The sequence below is a fragment of the Citrobacter sp. GW821-FHT07H02 genome, assembly GCF_059418505.1.
Map to the genome: position 1 here is coordinate 38,714 of NZ_JBWKPZ010000014.1, position 14,129 is coordinate 52,842.

Here is a 14,129-nt window from a genome sequence, read left to right on the forward strand (position 1 = left end):
ATCATGTCTCTAAGCGTTGAAGCTAAAGCTAAAATCGTTTCTGAGTTTGGTCGTGGTACTAACGACAGCGGTTCTACCGAAGTTCAGGTTGCTCTGCTGACTGCACAGATTAACCACCTGCAGGGTCACTTTGCAGAGCACAAAAAAGATCACCACAGCCGTCGTGGTCTGCTGCGTATGGTTTCTCAGCGTCGTAAACTGCTCGACTACCTGAAACGTAAAGATGTTGCACGCTACACCGCGCTGATCGAGCGTCTGGGTCTGCGTCGCTAATTCTTGCGAGTTTCAGAAAGAGGGGGCCTTCATGGCCCCTTTTTTCAAGCTGATGGCAGCAATTCACTGGAAACTAATGTATTGTTGCTAAGTATGATCTTCTGTTGCAGAGGTTCGCGCGGCTAATGAGAGGCTTGACCCGATGACGGGTTAGGATTGTCATTAGTCGCGAGGATGCGCTGAAGATCGGGTATTAACGATGGCGCCGGTGGTGCTATCAAAAATTAGAGAAAGGATAGAATTTTGCTTAATCCGATCGTTCGTAAATTCCAGTACGGCCAACATACCGTAACGCTGGAAACCGGCATGATGGCGCGTCAGGCAACTGCCGCTGTGATGGTTAGCATGGATGACACTGCGGTATTCGTTACCGTTGTAGGTCAGAAGAAAGCGAAGCCAGGCCAGGACTTTTTCCCGCTGACCGTTAACTATCAGGAGCGTACCTACGCTGCTGGTCGTATCCCGGGCAGCTTCTTCCGTCGTGAAGGCCGTCCAAGCGAAGGCGAAACCCTGATTGCGCGTCTGATTGACCGCCCGGTTCGCCCGCTGTTCCCGGAAGGCTTCGTTAACGAAGTTCAGGTTATCGCGACCGTTGTGTCCGTAAACCCGCAGGTTAACCCGGACATCGTGGCGATGATCGGTGCTTCCGCAGCGCTGTCTCTGTCTGGTATCCCGTTCAACGGCCCAATCGGCTCTGCACGTGTTGGTTACATCAATGACCAGTATGTACTGAACCCGACTCAGGACGAGCTGAAAGAGAGCAAGCTGGATCTGGTGGTTGCCGGTACTGAAGCTGCTGTATTGATGGTTGAATCTGAAGCTGAATTGCTGAGCGAAGACGTCATGCTGGGTGCCGTTGTCTTCGGTCACGAGCAGCAGCAGACTGTTATTCAGGCTATCAACGATCTGGTTAAAGAAGCGGGTAAACCGCGTTGGGACTGGCAGCCGGAAGCGGCAAACGACGCACTGAACGCGCGCGTTGCAGCCCTGGCCGAATCCCGCCTGAGCGATGCTTACCGCATCACTGACAAGCAGGAACGTTATGCTCAGGTTGATGTAATCAAATCTGAAGTGATCGCGACGCTGGTTGCAGAAGACGAAACCCTGGACGCTAACGAACTGGGTGAAATCCTGCACGCAATCGAGAAAAACGTTGTTCGTAGCCGCGTACTGGCTGGCGAACCGCGTATCGACGGTCGTGAAAAAGACATGATCCGTGGCCTGGATGTGCGCACTGGCGTTCTGCCGCGTACCCACGGTTCCGCACTGTTCACCCGTGGTGAAACTCAGGCGCTGGTTACTGCTACGCTGGGTACAACGCGTGATGCTCAGAACCTCGATGAACTGATGGGCGAGCGTACTGACACTTTCCTGTTCCACTACAACTTCCCTCCGTACTGCGTAGGTGAAACGGGTATGGTCGGTTCTCCGAAACGTCGTGAAATCGGTCACGGTCGTCTGGCGAAGCGTGGCGTGTTGGCGGTTATGCCGGATATCGAGAAGTTCCCGTACACCGTTCGCGTAGTATCTGAAATCACTGAATCCAATGGCTCTTCTTCTATGGCCTCCGTGTGTGGTGCTTCTCTGGCGCTGATGGACGCAGGTGTGCCGATCAAAGCAGCTGTTGCGGGTATCGCAATGGGTCTGGTGAAAGAAGGCGATAACTTTGTTGTTCTGTCTGACATTCTGGGTGACGAAGATCACTTGGGCGACATGGACTTCAAAGTGGCGGGTTCCCGCGATGGTATCTCTGCACTGCAGATGGATATCAAAATCGAAGGTATCACTAAAGAGATCATGCAGGTTGCTCTGAACCAGGCTAAAGGTGCGCGTCTGCACATCCTGGGTGTGATGGAACAGGCGATCAACGCGCCGCGCGGCGACATTTCTCAGTTCGCTCCGCGTATCCATACCATTAAGATCAGCCCAGACAAGATCAAAGACGTTATCGGTAAAGGCGGTTCTGTTATCCGTGCCCTGACCGAAGAAACTGGCACCACTATCGAAATCGAAGATGACGGTACTGTTAAGATTGCGGCGACCGACGGTGAGAAAGCAAAATATGCTATCCGTCGCATCGAAGAAATTACGGCAGAAATTGAAGTGGGTCGCATCTACACTGGTAAAGTAACCCGTATCGTTGACTTTGGCGCATTCGTTGCCATCGGTGGCGGTAAAGAAGGTCTGGTTCACATCTCTCAGATAGCCGACAAGCGTGTTGAGAAAGTGACTGATTACCTGCAGATGGGTCAGGAAGTACCGGTAAAAGTTCTGGAAGTTGATCGCCAGGGCCGTGTACGTCTGAGCATTAAAGAAGCAACTGAGCAGTCTCAGCCAGCTGCTGCGCCGGAAGCACCGGCAGCAGAACAGGGCGAGTAAGGTTGCCATTTGCCCTCCGCCATTGCGGAGGGCCTCTGACCCGGCAGGACGCCTTGTTAGCAACCGGGGAACAGGACGTTCATTCAATCGTTGTCTTCGGGAGTGGGAAATGAAGCCTTTTTTGCGCTGGTGTTTCGTTGCGACAGCACTCACGCTGGCAGGATGCAGCAACTCTGCCTGGCGTAAGAGTGAAGTCCTCGCAGTGCCATTGCAACCGACTTTGCAGCAGGAAGTGATTCTGGCACGCATGGAACAAATTCTTGCCAGTCGGGCTTTAACCGATGACGAACGCGCACAGCTTTTATATGAGCGCGGAGTGTTGTATGATAGTCTCGGTCTGAGGGCATTAGCGCGAAATGATTTTTCACAAGCGCTGGCAATCCGACCAGATATGCCTGAAGTATTCAATTACTTAGGCATTTATTTAACGCAGGCAGGCAATTTTGATGCTGCCTATGAAGCGTTTGATTCTGTACTTGAGCTTGATCCAACTTACAACTACGCGCACTTAAATCGTGGTATCGCATTGTATTACGGCGGCCGCGACAAGTTAGCGCAAGATGATCTGCTGGCGTTTTATCAAGACGATCCCAATGATCCTTTCCGCAGTCTGTGGCTTTATCTCGCTGAGCAGAAGCTCGATGAGAAGCAGGCTAAAGAAGCGTTAAAGCAACGTTTCGAGAAATCGGATAAAGAGCAATGGGGATGGAACATTGTCGAGTTCTACCTGGGCAACATTAGCGAAGCAACGTTGATGGAAAGGCTCAAGGCAGACGCAACGGATAACACCTCGCTCGCTGAGCATCTCAGTGAAACCAACTTCTATTTAGGTAAGTACTACCTAAGTCTGGGGGATTTGGACAACGCTACGGCATTGTTCAAACTGGCGGTGGCTAACAACGTTCATAACTTTGTTGAGCACCGATACGCATTGTTGGAATTATCGCTCCTGGGCCAGGACCAAGATGACCTGGCAGAATCGGACCAGCAATAGCTGACGTACACATCAGCCCGTAATCTTTTTTGATTGCCATCACCTTCGCGGGTGAGGGCGTTGTTGTTCGTTAATACACCTACTTTGAGCCGGTTCACACTTTTCAATGAAAATTGCAGATCAATTTCATGATGAGTTATGTAGACTGGCCGCCATTAATTTTGAGGCACACGTACTACATGGCTGAATTCGAAACCACTTTTGCAGATCTGGGCCTGAAGGCTCCTATCCTTGAAGCCCTTACCGATCTGGGTTACGAAAAACCATCTCCAATCCAGGCAGAGTGCATTCCGCATCTGCTGGGCGGCCGCGATGTTCTGGGTATGGCCCAGACGGGTAGCGGCAAAACTGCAGCGTTCTCTTTACCGCTGCTCAACAATCTTGATCCTGAGCTGAAAGCACCTCAAATCCTGGTGCTGGCACCGACCCGCGAACTGGCGGTTCAGGTTGCTGAAGCCATGACGGATTTCTCTAAACACATGCGCGGCGTGAACGTGGTTGCTCTGTACGGCGGCCAGCGTTATGACGTGCAATTACGTGCCCTGCGTCAGGGGCCGCAGATCGTTGTCGGTACGCCGGGTCGTCTGCTGGATCACCTGAAGCGCGGTACGCTGGATCTCTCTAAACTGAGCGGTCTGGTGCTGGACGAAGCCGATGAAATGCTGCGTATGGGCTTCATCGAAGACGTTGAAACCATTATGGCGCAGATCCCGGAAGGTCATCAGACCGCTCTGTTCTCTGCCACCATGCCGGAAGCGATTCGTCGTATTACCCGCCGCTTTATGAAAGAGCCGCAGGAAGTGCGTATCCAGTCCAGCGTTACCACTCGCCCGGACATCAGCCAGAGCTACTGGACTGTCTGGGGTATGCGTAAAAATGAAGCGCTGGTGCGTTTCCTGGAAGCAGAAGATTTTGATGCGGCGATTATCTTCGTTCGTACCAAAAATGCGACCCTGGAAGTGGCTGAAGCGCTGGAGCGTAGCGGTTATAACAGCGCAGCGCTGAACGGCGACATGAACCAGGCGCTGCGTGAGCAGACTCTGGAGCGTCTGAAAGACGGTCGTCTGGATATCCTGATTGCAACTGACGTTGCGGCACGTGGTCTGGACGTTGAGCGTATCAGCCTCGTTGTGAACTACGACATCCCGATGGACTCCGAGTCTTACGTTCACCGTATCGGTCGTACCGGTCGTGCGGGTCGTGCTGGTCGTGCTCTGCTGTTCGTTGAGAACCGTGAGCGTCGTCTGCTGCGTAACATCGAACGCACCATGAAACTGACCATTCCGGAAGTGGAACTGCCTAACGCAGACCTGCTGGGCAAACGCCGTCTGGAGAAATTCGCCGCTAAAGTTCAGCAGCAGCTGGAAAGCAGCGATCTGGATCAATACCGCGCGCTGCTGGCTAAAATCCAGCCGACGGTAGAAGGTGAAGAGCTGGATCTTGAAACCCTGGCTGCGGCACTGCTGAAAATGGCACAGGGCGAACGTACTTTGATCGTTCCGGCAGACGCGCCAATGCGTCCTAAGCGTGAGTTCCGTGACCGTGATGAACGTGCTCCGCGTGGCGATCGTAACGATCGTGGTCCGCGTGGCGACCGTCCAGAACGTGGTGGTGAAGACCGTCCGCGTCGTGAACGTCGTGACGTTGGCGACATGCAACTGTACCGCATTGAAGTAGGCCGTGATGACGGTGTTGAAGTACGTCATATCGTTGGCGCGATCGCTAACGAAGGTGACATCAGCAGCCGTTACATCGGTAACATCAAGCTGTTTGCTTCCCACTCAACCATCGAACTGCCGAAAGGTATGCCGGGCGACGTGCTGCAGCACTTTACCCGTACCCGCATCCTGAACAAGCCGATGAACATGCAACTGGTTGGCGATGCAGTTCCGCATACCGGTGGCGAGCGTCGTGGTGGCGGCGGTGGTCGTTTCAGCGGCGAGCGTCGTGAAGGCGGTCGTAGCGAAGGCGGTCGTGGTTTCAGCGGTGAGCGCCGTGAAGGTGGCCGTGGTGACGGTCGTCGTTTCAGCGGTGAGCGTCGTGAAGGCCGTGCGCCGCGTCGCGATGATTCCACTGGTCGTCGTCGTTTCGGTGGTGACGCGTAATTTACGCTGATCAACGCACCCGTACTGTAAAGTAAAATATACAGCCCCGATATTTATCATCGGGGCTTTTTTTATTTCCTTTGTACTCATGTACTGGTACAGTGCAACACAATAAAATGCAGTTGCAATATTATTCACTGGAGAGATGGCTGAATGGCAACACTAACCACCACCCAAACGTCCCCTTCGCTGCTTGGCGGCGTCGTGATTATTGGCGGTACCATTATTGGCGCAGGGATGTTTTCCCTGCCGGTGGTGATGGCGGGTAGCTGGTTCTTTTGGTCAATGGCGGCGCTGATCTTTACCTGGTTTTGTATGCTGCACTCGGGGCTGATGATCCTGGAAGCTAACCTCAACTACCGGATTGGTTCGAGCTTTGACACCATCACCAAAGACCTGCTGGGTAAAAGCTGGAACGTGGTCAACGGCATTTCCATCGCCTTTGTCCTGTATATCCTGACCTATGCCTACATCTCTGCGAGTGGTTCGATTCTGCACCACACCTTTGCCGAAATGTCATTGAACGTTCCGGCGCGGGCGGCAGGTTTGGCGTTTGCGCTGTTGGTGGCGTTTGTGGTGTGGATGAGTACCAAAGCTGTCAGCCGGATGACGGCGATCGTGCTGGGCGCGAAGGTCATTACATTCTTCCTGACCTTCGGGAGTCTGTTGGGGCACGTGACGCCAACAACCCTGTTTAACGTGACTGAAAGCCACGCATCGTATACGCCTTATCTGTTGATGACCCTGCCGTTCTGTCTGGCCTCGTTTGGTTATCACGGTAATGTACCGAGCCTGATGAAGTATTACGGCAAAGATCCGCGTACTATCGTTAAGTGCCTGGTCTACGGAACGCTACTGGCGCTGGTGTTGTACGCCGTTTGGTTGCTGGGGACGATGGGCAATATTCCACGCCCGGAATTTATCGGCATCGCACAGAAGGGCGGCAATATTGATGTGTTGGTGCAGGCGCTTAGCGGCGTACTGAATAGCCGTAGCCTGGATCTGCTGCTGGTGGTGTTCTCTAACTTTGCGGTCGCGAGCTCTTTCCTCGGCGTCACTCTGGGACTGTTTGACTATCTGGCGGATCTATTTGGTTTTGATGATTCTGCATCGGGCCGCTTTAAAACGGCATTGCTGACCTTTGTTCCGCCAATTATTGGTGGCCTGCTGTGGCCGAACGGTTTCCTGTACGCTATCGGCTATGCAGGACTGGCGGCGACCATCTGGGCGGCAATTGTACCGGCACTGCTGGCACGTGCGTCACGTAAGCGCTTTGGCAGCCCGAAGTTCCGCGTCTGGGGTGGCAAGCCGATGATTGCGCTGATTCTGGTATTTGGTGTCGGTAACGCGCTGGTGCATATTCTGTCGAGCTTTAATCTGTTGCCAGTGTATCAGTAAAACCGTTTGCCGGATGGCGGCTACGCCTTATCCGGCCTACAGATCTCGTAGGCCCGGTAAGGCGTAGCCGCCACCGGGCAAAAGTTACCCCAACAGTTCCTCTTTCACATCCATCGCCAGCCCAAACGAGTGCAGCCGTGCCTGGTGATCGAAGATCTGCCCGTTGACCATGATCTCATCCGCCTGGGTTTCACGCAGGATGGATTCCAGACTGTGACGCACTTTCGCTTTATCCCCCACCAACGACATGCTCAGCGCCTGCTGCACACCATACTGCTCAGACGCAGACCATAACTGATGCATATTCTCTACCGGCGGCGGCAGTTGCCCTGTCTCGCCACGGCGTAATTTTACGAACGCCTGCTGCATCGAGGTAAACAAGAACTCGGCATCACGGTTGCTGTCGGCGGCGATAATGTTGATGCACACCATGGCATAGGGCTTCTCAAGGCGTTCAGACGGCTTAAACTGGGTGCGGTAGAGATGCAGCGCCTGGAACAGCATATCTGGCGCAAAGTGAGAGGCAAACGCAAACGGCAGACCGAGCTGTGCGGCCAACTGAGCACCATACAGGCTGGAGCCGAGCAGCCACACCGGGATTTTTTCGCCGTAACCGGGGACCGGGCGCACGTGCGGATTAGGATCGCGGGCGTCGAACCAGTCGACCAGTTCGGTCACGTCGCGCGGGAAGTTATCGATATCGCTGCTCATATGGCGACGCAGCGCGCGCATTGTCGGCTGATCGCTGCCCGGCGCGCGACCTAGTCCTAAGTCGATCCGCCCCGGATAAAGCGTGTTGAGCGTACCGAACTGTTCGGCAATCACCAGTGGAGAATGGTTTGGCAACATGACGCCGCCGGAACCCAGGTGCAGGGTGGTCGTATTCGCCGCCAGATAGCCAATCAGCACCGACGTTGCCGCACTGGCAATACCGGTCATGTTGTGATGTTCTGCCAGCCAGTAGCGATGATAGCCACGCTTTTCTGCCAGCCGGGCGAGATCCAGAGAGTGCGAGAAAGCTTCTTTGGCGCAGGAGCCTTCGGGGATCGGTGCCAGGTCCAGCACCGAAAAGGGAATAGTGTTGTCTGTCATAACGGCTCACTTTGTCGACGGTGAATCATTTAATACTGCATTAAAATTTGATTACCGTTGTTAACAAAGTGAGCTTTTTTACGCCTGTAGCTCCAGACCGGCGAGACGCTTCCAGTAACCGTTGCAGTCGCTGTTAGCCGTCAGAGGCAGCGGCGATAAACCATTTTCGTTGGCACGGAAGGCGTCGAGCACGGAGAGCGTCTCTGTGCCAAGCGGCGACAAGCGTACGATATCGACTAACCCTTGCATGGAGTTCAGTTCATTTCCAAGGTTGTAGACGTACCCACTCATCGTCTGAATCCCGTTCAACACGAACACCTGCTGATTCTCCTGAGACAGTACATTGCGACCATTCGGATAGTGGATACAGCAGGTTTCACACTCATCTTTCGGACGGTCTTCCGAGCGGGCGGTAAAGCAGCGGGCTGAATAGGCCAGCGGCAAATGACCGTAGCTCAACACTTCCACTTCAAACTGCTGGCGAATGCCCAGTTCATCGCACTGGTTGAGCAGGTTCACTAGCCAGTCGCGTGAAAGCTCCACCGGCATACACCAACGCACCATCCCCTGTTTGAGCAGCAGGCGCAGCGTCACGGCGTTGTAGCAGTTGAGCGCATGCCCGGCGACAAACGGCAGTTTGCGTTCAGCGCACATGTTCACGACACCGAGATCGCTGGCTTCCAGCAGGAAGTCGCCATTTTCGACATAACGTTTCAGTTCGCCCAGTTCGGACGATGCCTGAACCAGCGCCAGCGTTGAAAGCACAATCTGCTTGCCGCTTCCGGCGAGCGATTTCGCCATATCCAGCCAGTCACCGACTTTGGTTGCGCGGCGCTTACTACAGACCGCCTCGCCGAGATAAATCACGTCGGCATTGCTGGTGGCGGCTTGCTGGTAAAACGCTTCCAGTGTCTCTTTCGGCCAGTAGTACAGCACCGGCCCTAATGAATATTTCATTGCTTTTCTCACTGCCATTTACGGTGATATGCGCCAAGCGTTGTTTGCGTGCCTTCGGACATCGAACCGAGTGTTTCCATCCAGGCGCGTTGCGGGACAAAGTTTTGTGGGTCAGCTTTACAGCGATCGATCGCCTGACGCCACACTTTCGCCACCTGGCTAACGTAGGCCGGGCTACGCTGACGGCCTTCGATTTTCACGGAGGCGATATTGGCGGCCAGCAGTTCCGGCAACAGCTCTAACGTGTTGAGACTGGTCGGTTCTTCCAGCGCATGATAGCGCTCGCCATCCACCAGATAACGGCCTTTGCACAGTGTTGGGTAACCGGCATTCTCACCGTCCTGATAGCGGTCAATCAGCACTTCATTCAGGCGGGATTCCAGGCCCTGCGGCGTTTGCTGCCAGCGTACAAATCGGGCAGGGGAACATGCGCCTACCGTGTTAGGCGACTCTCCTGTCAGATAAGAAGAGAGATAGCAACGACCTTCCGCCATGATGCACAGGCTGCCGAAAGCAAACACTTCCAGCGGTACAGGGGTTGAGCGCGCAAGTTGTTTGACCTGATGAATCGACAGTACGCGTGGGAGTACAACACGTGCGACGTCGAAATTACGATGATAAAAGTTCACCGCTTCCTCATTGGTCGCAGATGCCTGAACAGAGACATGGCGCTCAATATGGGGGTAACGTTCTGCGGCATACTCAAGCATGGCAAGATCAGCCAGAATCAGCGCATCCGCACCGAGTTGTGCCGCCATATCCACAGCACGCTGCCAGCGGGCGTAACCGTCCGGGTGTGCAAACGTGTTAATCGCGATGTGCAGCTTACGGCGATGTTGATGGACAAAACTCACCGCTTCCTGCAATTTTTTCTCGGTAAAGTTAAGGCCGGCGAAGTGGCGGGCGTTGGTGTCATCTTTCAGCCCGATATAAACGGCATCAGCGCCGTTCTCAATGGCCGCCTTAAGCGCCGGGAGATTTCCGGCAGGGCAGAGCAGCTCCATAATTTATCCTGAAGGTTGCGCCGCCTGGGACGCATAATTGTTAACGAACAGGGATTTTAGTTAACCTTGCTGCGACAATTTTTGATTTAAGGCAGTTAAAGTCGTATTGGTAACACCAATAACGGGGTAGCAATTTCACGCGGAATTGTTGATTTACGCCGCTACGTTGTTTATCTGATATGGCAAAATAGCAGGATTAATGAAACAGGGAGTAAAGCTCGTGTTGGAAAAACTGCGTTCACGCTTAGTACATGTTGGTCCTTCTCTGATGAGTGTACCGGTTAAACTGACGCCCTTTGCGTTAAAGCGCCAGGTTCTGGAACAGGTCCTGAGCTGGCAATTTCGCCAGGCGCTGGCAGATGGGGAGCTGGAGTTCCTCGAAGGCCGTTGGTTAAGTATTCATGTTCGTGATATTGATCTCAGATGGTATACCTCTGTTGAGAATGGCAAACTTATCGTTAGCCAGAATGCCGAGGCCGACGTGAGTTTTAGTGCCGACGCCAGTGATTTGTTGATGATCGCGGCACGTAAACAGGATCCGGATACGCTTTTCTTTCAGCGCCGCCTGGTGATCGAAGGTGATACCGAGTTAGGGCTGTATGTGAAAAACCTGATGGATGCAATCGAACTGGAGCAGATGCCAAAAGCGTTACGCGTTATGCTGATGCAACTGGCAGATTTTGTTGAGGCGGGCATGAAACACTCGCCGGAAACCAAACAGACATCGGTAGGTGAACCATGCTGATTCGAGTAGAAATTCCCATTGATGCCCCTGGTATTGATGCCCTGTTACGCCGCTCGTTCGAAAGCGATGCGGAAGCGAAACTGGTCCATGACCTGCGTGAAGATGGTTTTCTGACGCTGGGCCTGGTTGCCACTGACGATGAAGGTCAGGTGATTGGTTACGTTGCATTCAGTCCTGTCGATGTGCAGGGCGAGGATCTGCAATGGGTAGGGATGGCGCCGTTGGCGGTGGATGAAAACTACCGTGGACAGGGGCTGGCTCGTCAACTGGTCTACGAAGGACTGGATTCGCTTAATGAGTTCGGCTATGCCGCCGTCGTTACGTTAGGCGATGCGGCATTATACAGCCGCTTTGGCTTCGAACTGGCAGCGCATTACGATCTGCATTGCCGCTGGCCGGGAACAGAAAGCGCCTTCCAGGTGCACCGACTGGCAGAAGACGCGCTAAACGGCGTCACCGGTCTGGTGGAATACCACGACCATTTCAATCGTTTTTAAGCGATGGGGTTTGCAGGCTGGCTAACAACGCCTCAAACCCTTCCCCTTTCGCCACCAGACGCTCTTTCTGGGGTTTTGTCAGCTGCTTGACCCGATATTCCATGCGCAGAGCGAGAGAGCGATCGCCGACCTGTTTCGCAAAAACTAGCGTTAATTCCCCTTTTCCCCGTAACGCTTTCGCCCCTTTTCCACTTTGATGCTGTCGGTAACGGCGATCCACATCGGTGGTGATCCCGGTGTAGAGAGCGTTGTCTGCGGTGCGGATGAGATAAAGATACCAGGGTGTCATTGAATGATCATATGTTAATGTTCAGGCGCTCAGTATAAGAGAGAACAGAGATGGAAACACTGACTGCTATATCACGCTGGTTGGCGAAACAACACGTTGTGACCTGGTGTGTACACCATGACGGCGAACTGTGGTGCGCCAATGCCTTTTACCTGTTTGATGCTCAGAAAATGGCATTTTATGTGCTGACGGAGGAGAAAACCCGCCACGCCCGGATGTCCGGACCACAAGCGCCCGTCGCCGGGACGGTGAATGGTCAGCCTAAAACCGTCGCCCTGATCCGTGGCGTACAATTTAAAGGGGAAATCCGGCGTCTTGACGGTGAGGAAAGTGACTCCGCGCGCAGGCTCTACAACCGCCGCTTCCCCGTAGCCAGAGTACTGCCTGCACCGGTTTGGGAAATTCGCCTGGATGAAATCAAGTTCACTGACAACACAATGGGTTTTGGCAAAAAAATGCACTGGTTACGTGAGCAAGCCGGTGTTCTATAGTTAGAAGGCGTATTGATGCCAGAAACCAGGAGATGCGATGAGCCAGGTGTTAATCACGGGAGCGACAGGGCTGGTGGGCGGCCATCTACTGCGAATGTTGCTGAACGAACCGAAGATCCATTCAATCGCCGCGCCTACACGTCGTCCTCTCCCGGATACGCCAGGTATCTATAACCCGCACGATCCCCAACTCACCGATGCGCTGGCGCAGGTCACCGATCCGATTGATATCGTCTTTTGCTGTCTGGGAACGACCCGGCGCGAGGCGGGAAGTAAAGAAGCGTTTATCCATGCGGACTATACGCTGGTGGTGGACACCGCTCTGACGGGGAAACGTCTGGGGGCGCAACATATGTTGGTGGTGAGCGCGATAGGGGCAAATGCCCATTCGCCTTTTTTCTACAATCGGGTAAAGGGCGAGATGGAAGAGGCGCTGATGGCGCAAAACTGGCCAAGATTGACCATTGTGCGTCCGTCCATGCTGCTCGGCGAGAGATCGAAGCAACGCATGAATGAAACGATCTTTGCGCCGTTGTTTCGGCTGCTGCCAGGGAACTGGAAATCGATTGAAGCGCGTGATGTGGCAAGCGTGATGCTGGCACAAGCCCTGTCACCGGACCAACAAGGGGTGACTATTTTGAACTCTTCACAGCTTCGTGAAAGAGCGGCGTGAAGGTGTCGTAAACATGCCCGGTGAAGCGTCACCGGGCAATGGATGATGGCTACTTAATAAAAGTAAAGGCGGTAGTGACGCGTTTCACACCGCTGACGCGACTGGCCATATCCGCCGCTGCTTTCGCTTCACGGTCAGTCACCAGACCCATCAGGAAGACTTCTCCATTTTCAGTGGTCACTTTCACGTTAGACGATTTTACCTGGTCGCTGGTGAGCAACTGGGAGCGTACTTTGGTCGTAATCCAGGTGTCGTTAGAAGCTTCACTCAGGCTAATGGGCTGGCCCTGGCGGACCTCGTTAAACACCTCAGTCGTTCCTTCCACACCCATCGCAATTTGTTTTGCTCGTGAGGAAAGCTCAGCATTCGGCGTCTGGCCGACGAGCAGAACTTTACCCTGATACGCTGTTACGTTGATGCGTGCTTCTTTCTTGATTTGTGCGTCTTTAGACAGCGCACTGCTCACGCGTAACTCCAGGGTACTGTCGTCTACCTGGGTCCCTACGCTACGTGGGTCAGTGACGGCTTTTGTTCCAACGGCTGCAGTACCGACAACGGCAGCAGCGACGCAACCTTGCAACAGCAACGCAGAAATAAGGACTGCGAGCGGCGAAAGTGCCTTCATGTGTACTCCTTAATCATCCTGGTGAGGGAAAAGCGTGTTATCGATCAGATCGCACAAGCAGTTTACCGTCAGCATATGCATTTCCTGAATGCGCGCGCTATGGTGTGAAGGGATACGAATCTCAACATCCTGCGGCCCTAACAATCCGGCCAGTTCGCCCCCGTCATAACCGGTTAGCGCCACAATAGTCATGTCACGAGTGACGGCAGCTTCTACGGCTTTTACGATATCGCGGCTATTGCCACGCGTTGAAATTGCCAACAGGACATCTCCCGCGTGTCCCAGCGCGCGGACCTGTTTGGCATAGATTTCATCATGCAGACGATCGTTTGCAATCGCTGTTAAGACCACATTATCGGTATTAAGTGCAATGGCAGGTAAACTGGGCCGTTCTGTTTCAAAACGGTTGATCATGTTGGCAGCAAAATGCTGTGCGTTGGCAGCGGAGGTACCATTACCACAACAGAGAATTTTGTTGCCATTGAGCAGGGAGTGAACCAGCGTCATGGCGGCACGGGAGATAGCATCCGGGAGCGCTTCTGCCGCAGCAATTTGAGTTTGAATGCTTTCTGTAAAGCAAACTTTGATTCTTTCTAGCACGCTAATC

Annotated in this window: 16 protein-coding genes; 10 read left to right on the top strand and 6 right to left on the bottom strand. The window is 53.7% G+C overall.

Going from position 1 to position 14,129, the window contains the following annotated elements; all coding sequences use genetic code 11:
- The first annotated feature begins 3 nt into the window (after positions 1 to 3).
- The 6 genes from rpsO (at position 4) to mtr (ending at position 7,149) form a co-directional block, all read left to right on the top strand.
- A complete protein-coding gene (rpsO, locus tag AC07NP_RS14600; RefSeq protein ID WP_003861789.1) occupies positions 4 to 273 on the top strand; it encodes a 30S ribosomal protein S15 in 270 nt (89 codons plus the stop codon).
- 243 nt (positions 274 to 516) lie between these two features.
- Complete coding sequence (gene pnp / locus AC07NP_RS14605; protein ID WP_494660896.1) at positions 517 to 2,652, top strand: polyribonucleotide nucleotidyltransferase; 2,136 nt, start codon at positions 517 to 519, stop codon at positions 2,650 to 2,652.
- Positions 2,653 to 2,761: 109 nt separating this feature from the next.
- Entirely contained in the window at positions 2,762 to 3,646 is an 885-nt protein-coding gene (gene nlpI / locus AC07NP_RS14610) for a lipoprotein NlpI (protein ID WP_003024982.1), read from the top strand.
- Between the two features lie 106 nt (positions 3,647 to 3,752).
- Positions 3,753 to 3,833 carry a protein YrbN gene (yrbN, locus tag AC07NP_RS14615; RefSeq protein WP_010723222.1) on the top strand — a complete coding sequence of 27 codons (81 nt, stop codon included), beginning with the start codon at positions 3,753 to 3,755 and terminating at the stop codon, positions 3,831 to 3,833.
- A complete protein-coding gene (gene deaD / locus AC07NP_RS14620) occupies positions 3,826 to 5,751 on the top strand; it encodes an ATP-dependent RNA helicase DeaD (protein ID WP_203359855.1) in 1,926 nt (641 codons plus the stop codon). Before yrbN ends, deaD begins: the two co-directional genes overlap by 8 nt.
- 153 nt (positions 5,752 to 5,904) lie before the next feature.
- Positions 5,905 to 7,149: a tryptophan permease gene (gene mtr / locus AC07NP_RS14625; RefSeq protein ID WP_494660897.1), complete on the top strand. Its 1,245-nt coding sequence runs from the start codon at positions 5,905 to 5,907 to the stop codon at positions 7,147 to 7,149.
- Positions 7,150 to 7,233: 84 nt separating this feature from the next.
- On the opposite strand, the gene AC07NP_RS14630 is transcribed toward mtr, so the two are convergent.
- From AC07NP_RS14630 to ubiU, 3 genes are all read right to left on the bottom strand, one after another.
- Positions 7,234 to 8,241: a luciferase-like monooxygenase gene (locus AC07NP_RS14630; protein ID WP_494660898.1), complete on the bottom strand. Its 1,008-nt coding sequence runs from the start codon at positions 8,239 to 8,241 to the stop codon at positions 7,234 to 7,236.
- A gap of 78 nt (positions 8,242 to 8,319) precedes the next feature.
- Positions 8,320 to 9,198 carry a U32 family peptidase gene (locus AC07NP_RS14635; protein ID WP_494660899.1) on the bottom strand — a complete coding sequence of 293 codons (879 nt, stop codon included), beginning with the start codon at positions 9,196 to 9,198 and terminating at the stop codon, positions 8,320 to 8,322.
- An 8-nt stretch (positions 9,199 to 9,206) separates the two neighbouring features.
- Complete coding sequence (gene ubiU, locus AC07NP_RS14640) at positions 9,207 to 10,202, bottom strand: ubiquinone anaerobic biosynthesis protein UbiU (protein ID WP_203359859.1); 996 nt, start codon at positions 10,200 to 10,202, stop codon at positions 9,207 to 9,209.
- 220 nt (positions 10,203 to 10,422) lie between these two features.
- On the opposite strand from ubiU, the gene ubiT reads away from it, so the two are divergent.
- Together ubiT and AC07NP_RS14650 are read left to right on the top strand one after the other, a co-directional pair.
- Positions 10,423 to 10,947 carry a ubiquinone anaerobic biosynthesis accessory factor UbiT gene (gene ubiT, locus AC07NP_RS14645; protein ID WP_203359860.1) on the top strand — a complete coding sequence of 175 codons (525 nt, stop codon included), beginning with the start codon at positions 10,423 to 10,425 and terminating at the stop codon, positions 10,945 to 10,947.
- A complete protein-coding gene (locus tag AC07NP_RS14650) occupies positions 10,941 to 11,444 on the top strand; it encodes a GNAT family N-acetyltransferase (RefSeq protein WP_203359861.1) in 504 nt (167 codons plus the stop codon). Before ubiT ends, AC07NP_RS14650 begins: the two co-directional genes overlap by 7 nt.
- Here AC07NP_RS14650 and AC07NP_RS14655 read toward each other — a convergent pair.
- A complete protein-coding gene (locus tag AC07NP_RS14655; protein ID WP_494660900.1) occupies positions 11,431 to 11,733 on the bottom strand; it encodes a GIY-YIG nuclease family protein in 303 nt (100 codons plus the stop codon). The genes AC07NP_RS14650 and AC07NP_RS14655 overlap by 14 nt on opposite strands.
- Positions 11,734 to 11,783: 50 nt before the next feature.
- On the opposite strand from AC07NP_RS14655, the gene AC07NP_RS14660 reads away from it, so the two are divergent.
- On the top strand, positions 11,784 to 12,224 hold the full coding sequence (locus AC07NP_RS14660; protein ID WP_203359863.1) for a YhbP family protein: 441 nt from the start codon (positions 11,784 to 11,786) through the stop codon (positions 12,222 to 12,224).
- 37 nt (positions 12,225 to 12,261) lie between these two features.
- Positions 12,262 to 12,897 carry an NAD(P)H-binding protein gene (locus AC07NP_RS14665; RefSeq protein ID WP_192613599.1) on the top strand — a complete coding sequence of 212 codons (636 nt, stop codon included), beginning with the start codon at positions 12,262 to 12,264 and terminating at the stop codon, positions 12,895 to 12,897.
- Between the two features lie 49 nt (positions 12,898 to 12,946).
- Here AC07NP_RS14665 and dolP read toward each other — a convergent pair whose 3' ends face one another.
- Together dolP and diaA are read right to left on the bottom strand one after the other, a co-directional pair.
- Complete coding sequence (dolP, locus tag AC07NP_RS14670) at positions 12,947 to 13,522, bottom strand: division/outer membrane stress-associated lipid-binding lipoprotein (RefSeq protein WP_203359865.1); 576 nt, start codon at positions 13,520 to 13,522, stop codon at positions 12,947 to 12,949.
- Positions 13,523 to 13,531: 9 nt separating this feature from the next.
- Positions 13,532 to 14,122 carry a DnaA initiator-associating protein DiaA gene (diaA, locus tag AC07NP_RS14675; RefSeq protein ID WP_203359866.1) on the bottom strand — a complete coding sequence of 197 codons (591 nt, stop codon included), beginning with the start codon at positions 14,120 to 14,122 and terminating at the stop codon, positions 13,532 to 13,534.
- Positions 14,123 to 14,129: the final 7 nt, after the last annotated feature.

Bases quoted from the DNA above. Each gene is read 5' to 3' on its own strand.
- rpsO (WP_003861789.1), top strand. From the start codon at position 4: ATGTCTCTAAGCGTTGAAGCTAAAGCTAAAATCGTTTCTGAGTTTGGT.
- nlpI (WP_003024982.1), top strand. From the start codon at position 2,762: ATGAAGCCTTTTTTGCGCTGGTGTTTCGTTGCGACAGCACTCACGCTG.
- yrbN (WP_010723222.1), top strand. From the start codon at position 3,753: ATGAAAATTGCAGATCAATTTCATGATGAGTTATGTAGACTGGCCGCC.
- deaD (WP_203359855.1), top strand. From the start codon at position 3,826: ATGGCTGAATTCGAAACCACTTTTGCAGATCTGGGCCTGAAGGCTCCT.
- mtr (WP_494660897.1), top strand. From the start codon at position 5,905: ATGGCAACACTAACCACCACCCAAACGTCCCCTTCGCTGCTTGGCGGC.
- AC07NP_RS14630 (WP_494660898.1), bottom strand. From the start codon at position 8,241: ATGACAGACAACACTATTCCCTTTTCGGTGCTGGACCTGGCACCGATC.
- AC07NP_RS14635 (WP_494660899.1), bottom strand. From the start codon at position 9,198: ATGAAATATTCATTAGGGCCGGTGCTGTACTACTGGCCGAAAGAGACA.
- ubiU (WP_203359859.1), bottom strand. From the start codon at position 10,202: ATGGAGCTGCTCTGCCCTGCCGGAAATCTCCCGGCGCTTAAGGCGGCC.
- AC07NP_RS14650 (WP_203359861.1), top strand. From the start codon at position 10,941: ATGCTGATTCGAGTAGAAATTCCCATTGATGCCCCTGGTATTGATGCC.
- AC07NP_RS14655 (WP_494660900.1), bottom strand. From the start codon at position 11,733: ATGACACCCTGGTATCTTTATCTCATCCGCACCGCAGACAACGCTCTC.
- AC07NP_RS14660 (WP_203359863.1), top strand. From the start codon at position 11,784: ATGGAAACACTGACTGCTATATCACGCTGGTTGGCGAAACAACACGTT.
- AC07NP_RS14665 (WP_192613599.1), top strand. From the start codon at position 12,262: ATGAGCCAGGTGTTAATCACGGGAGCGACAGGGCTGGTGGGCGGCCAT.
- dolP (WP_203359865.1), bottom strand. From the start codon at position 13,522: ATGAAGGCACTTTCGCCGCTCGCAGTCCTTATTTCTGCGTTGCTGTTG.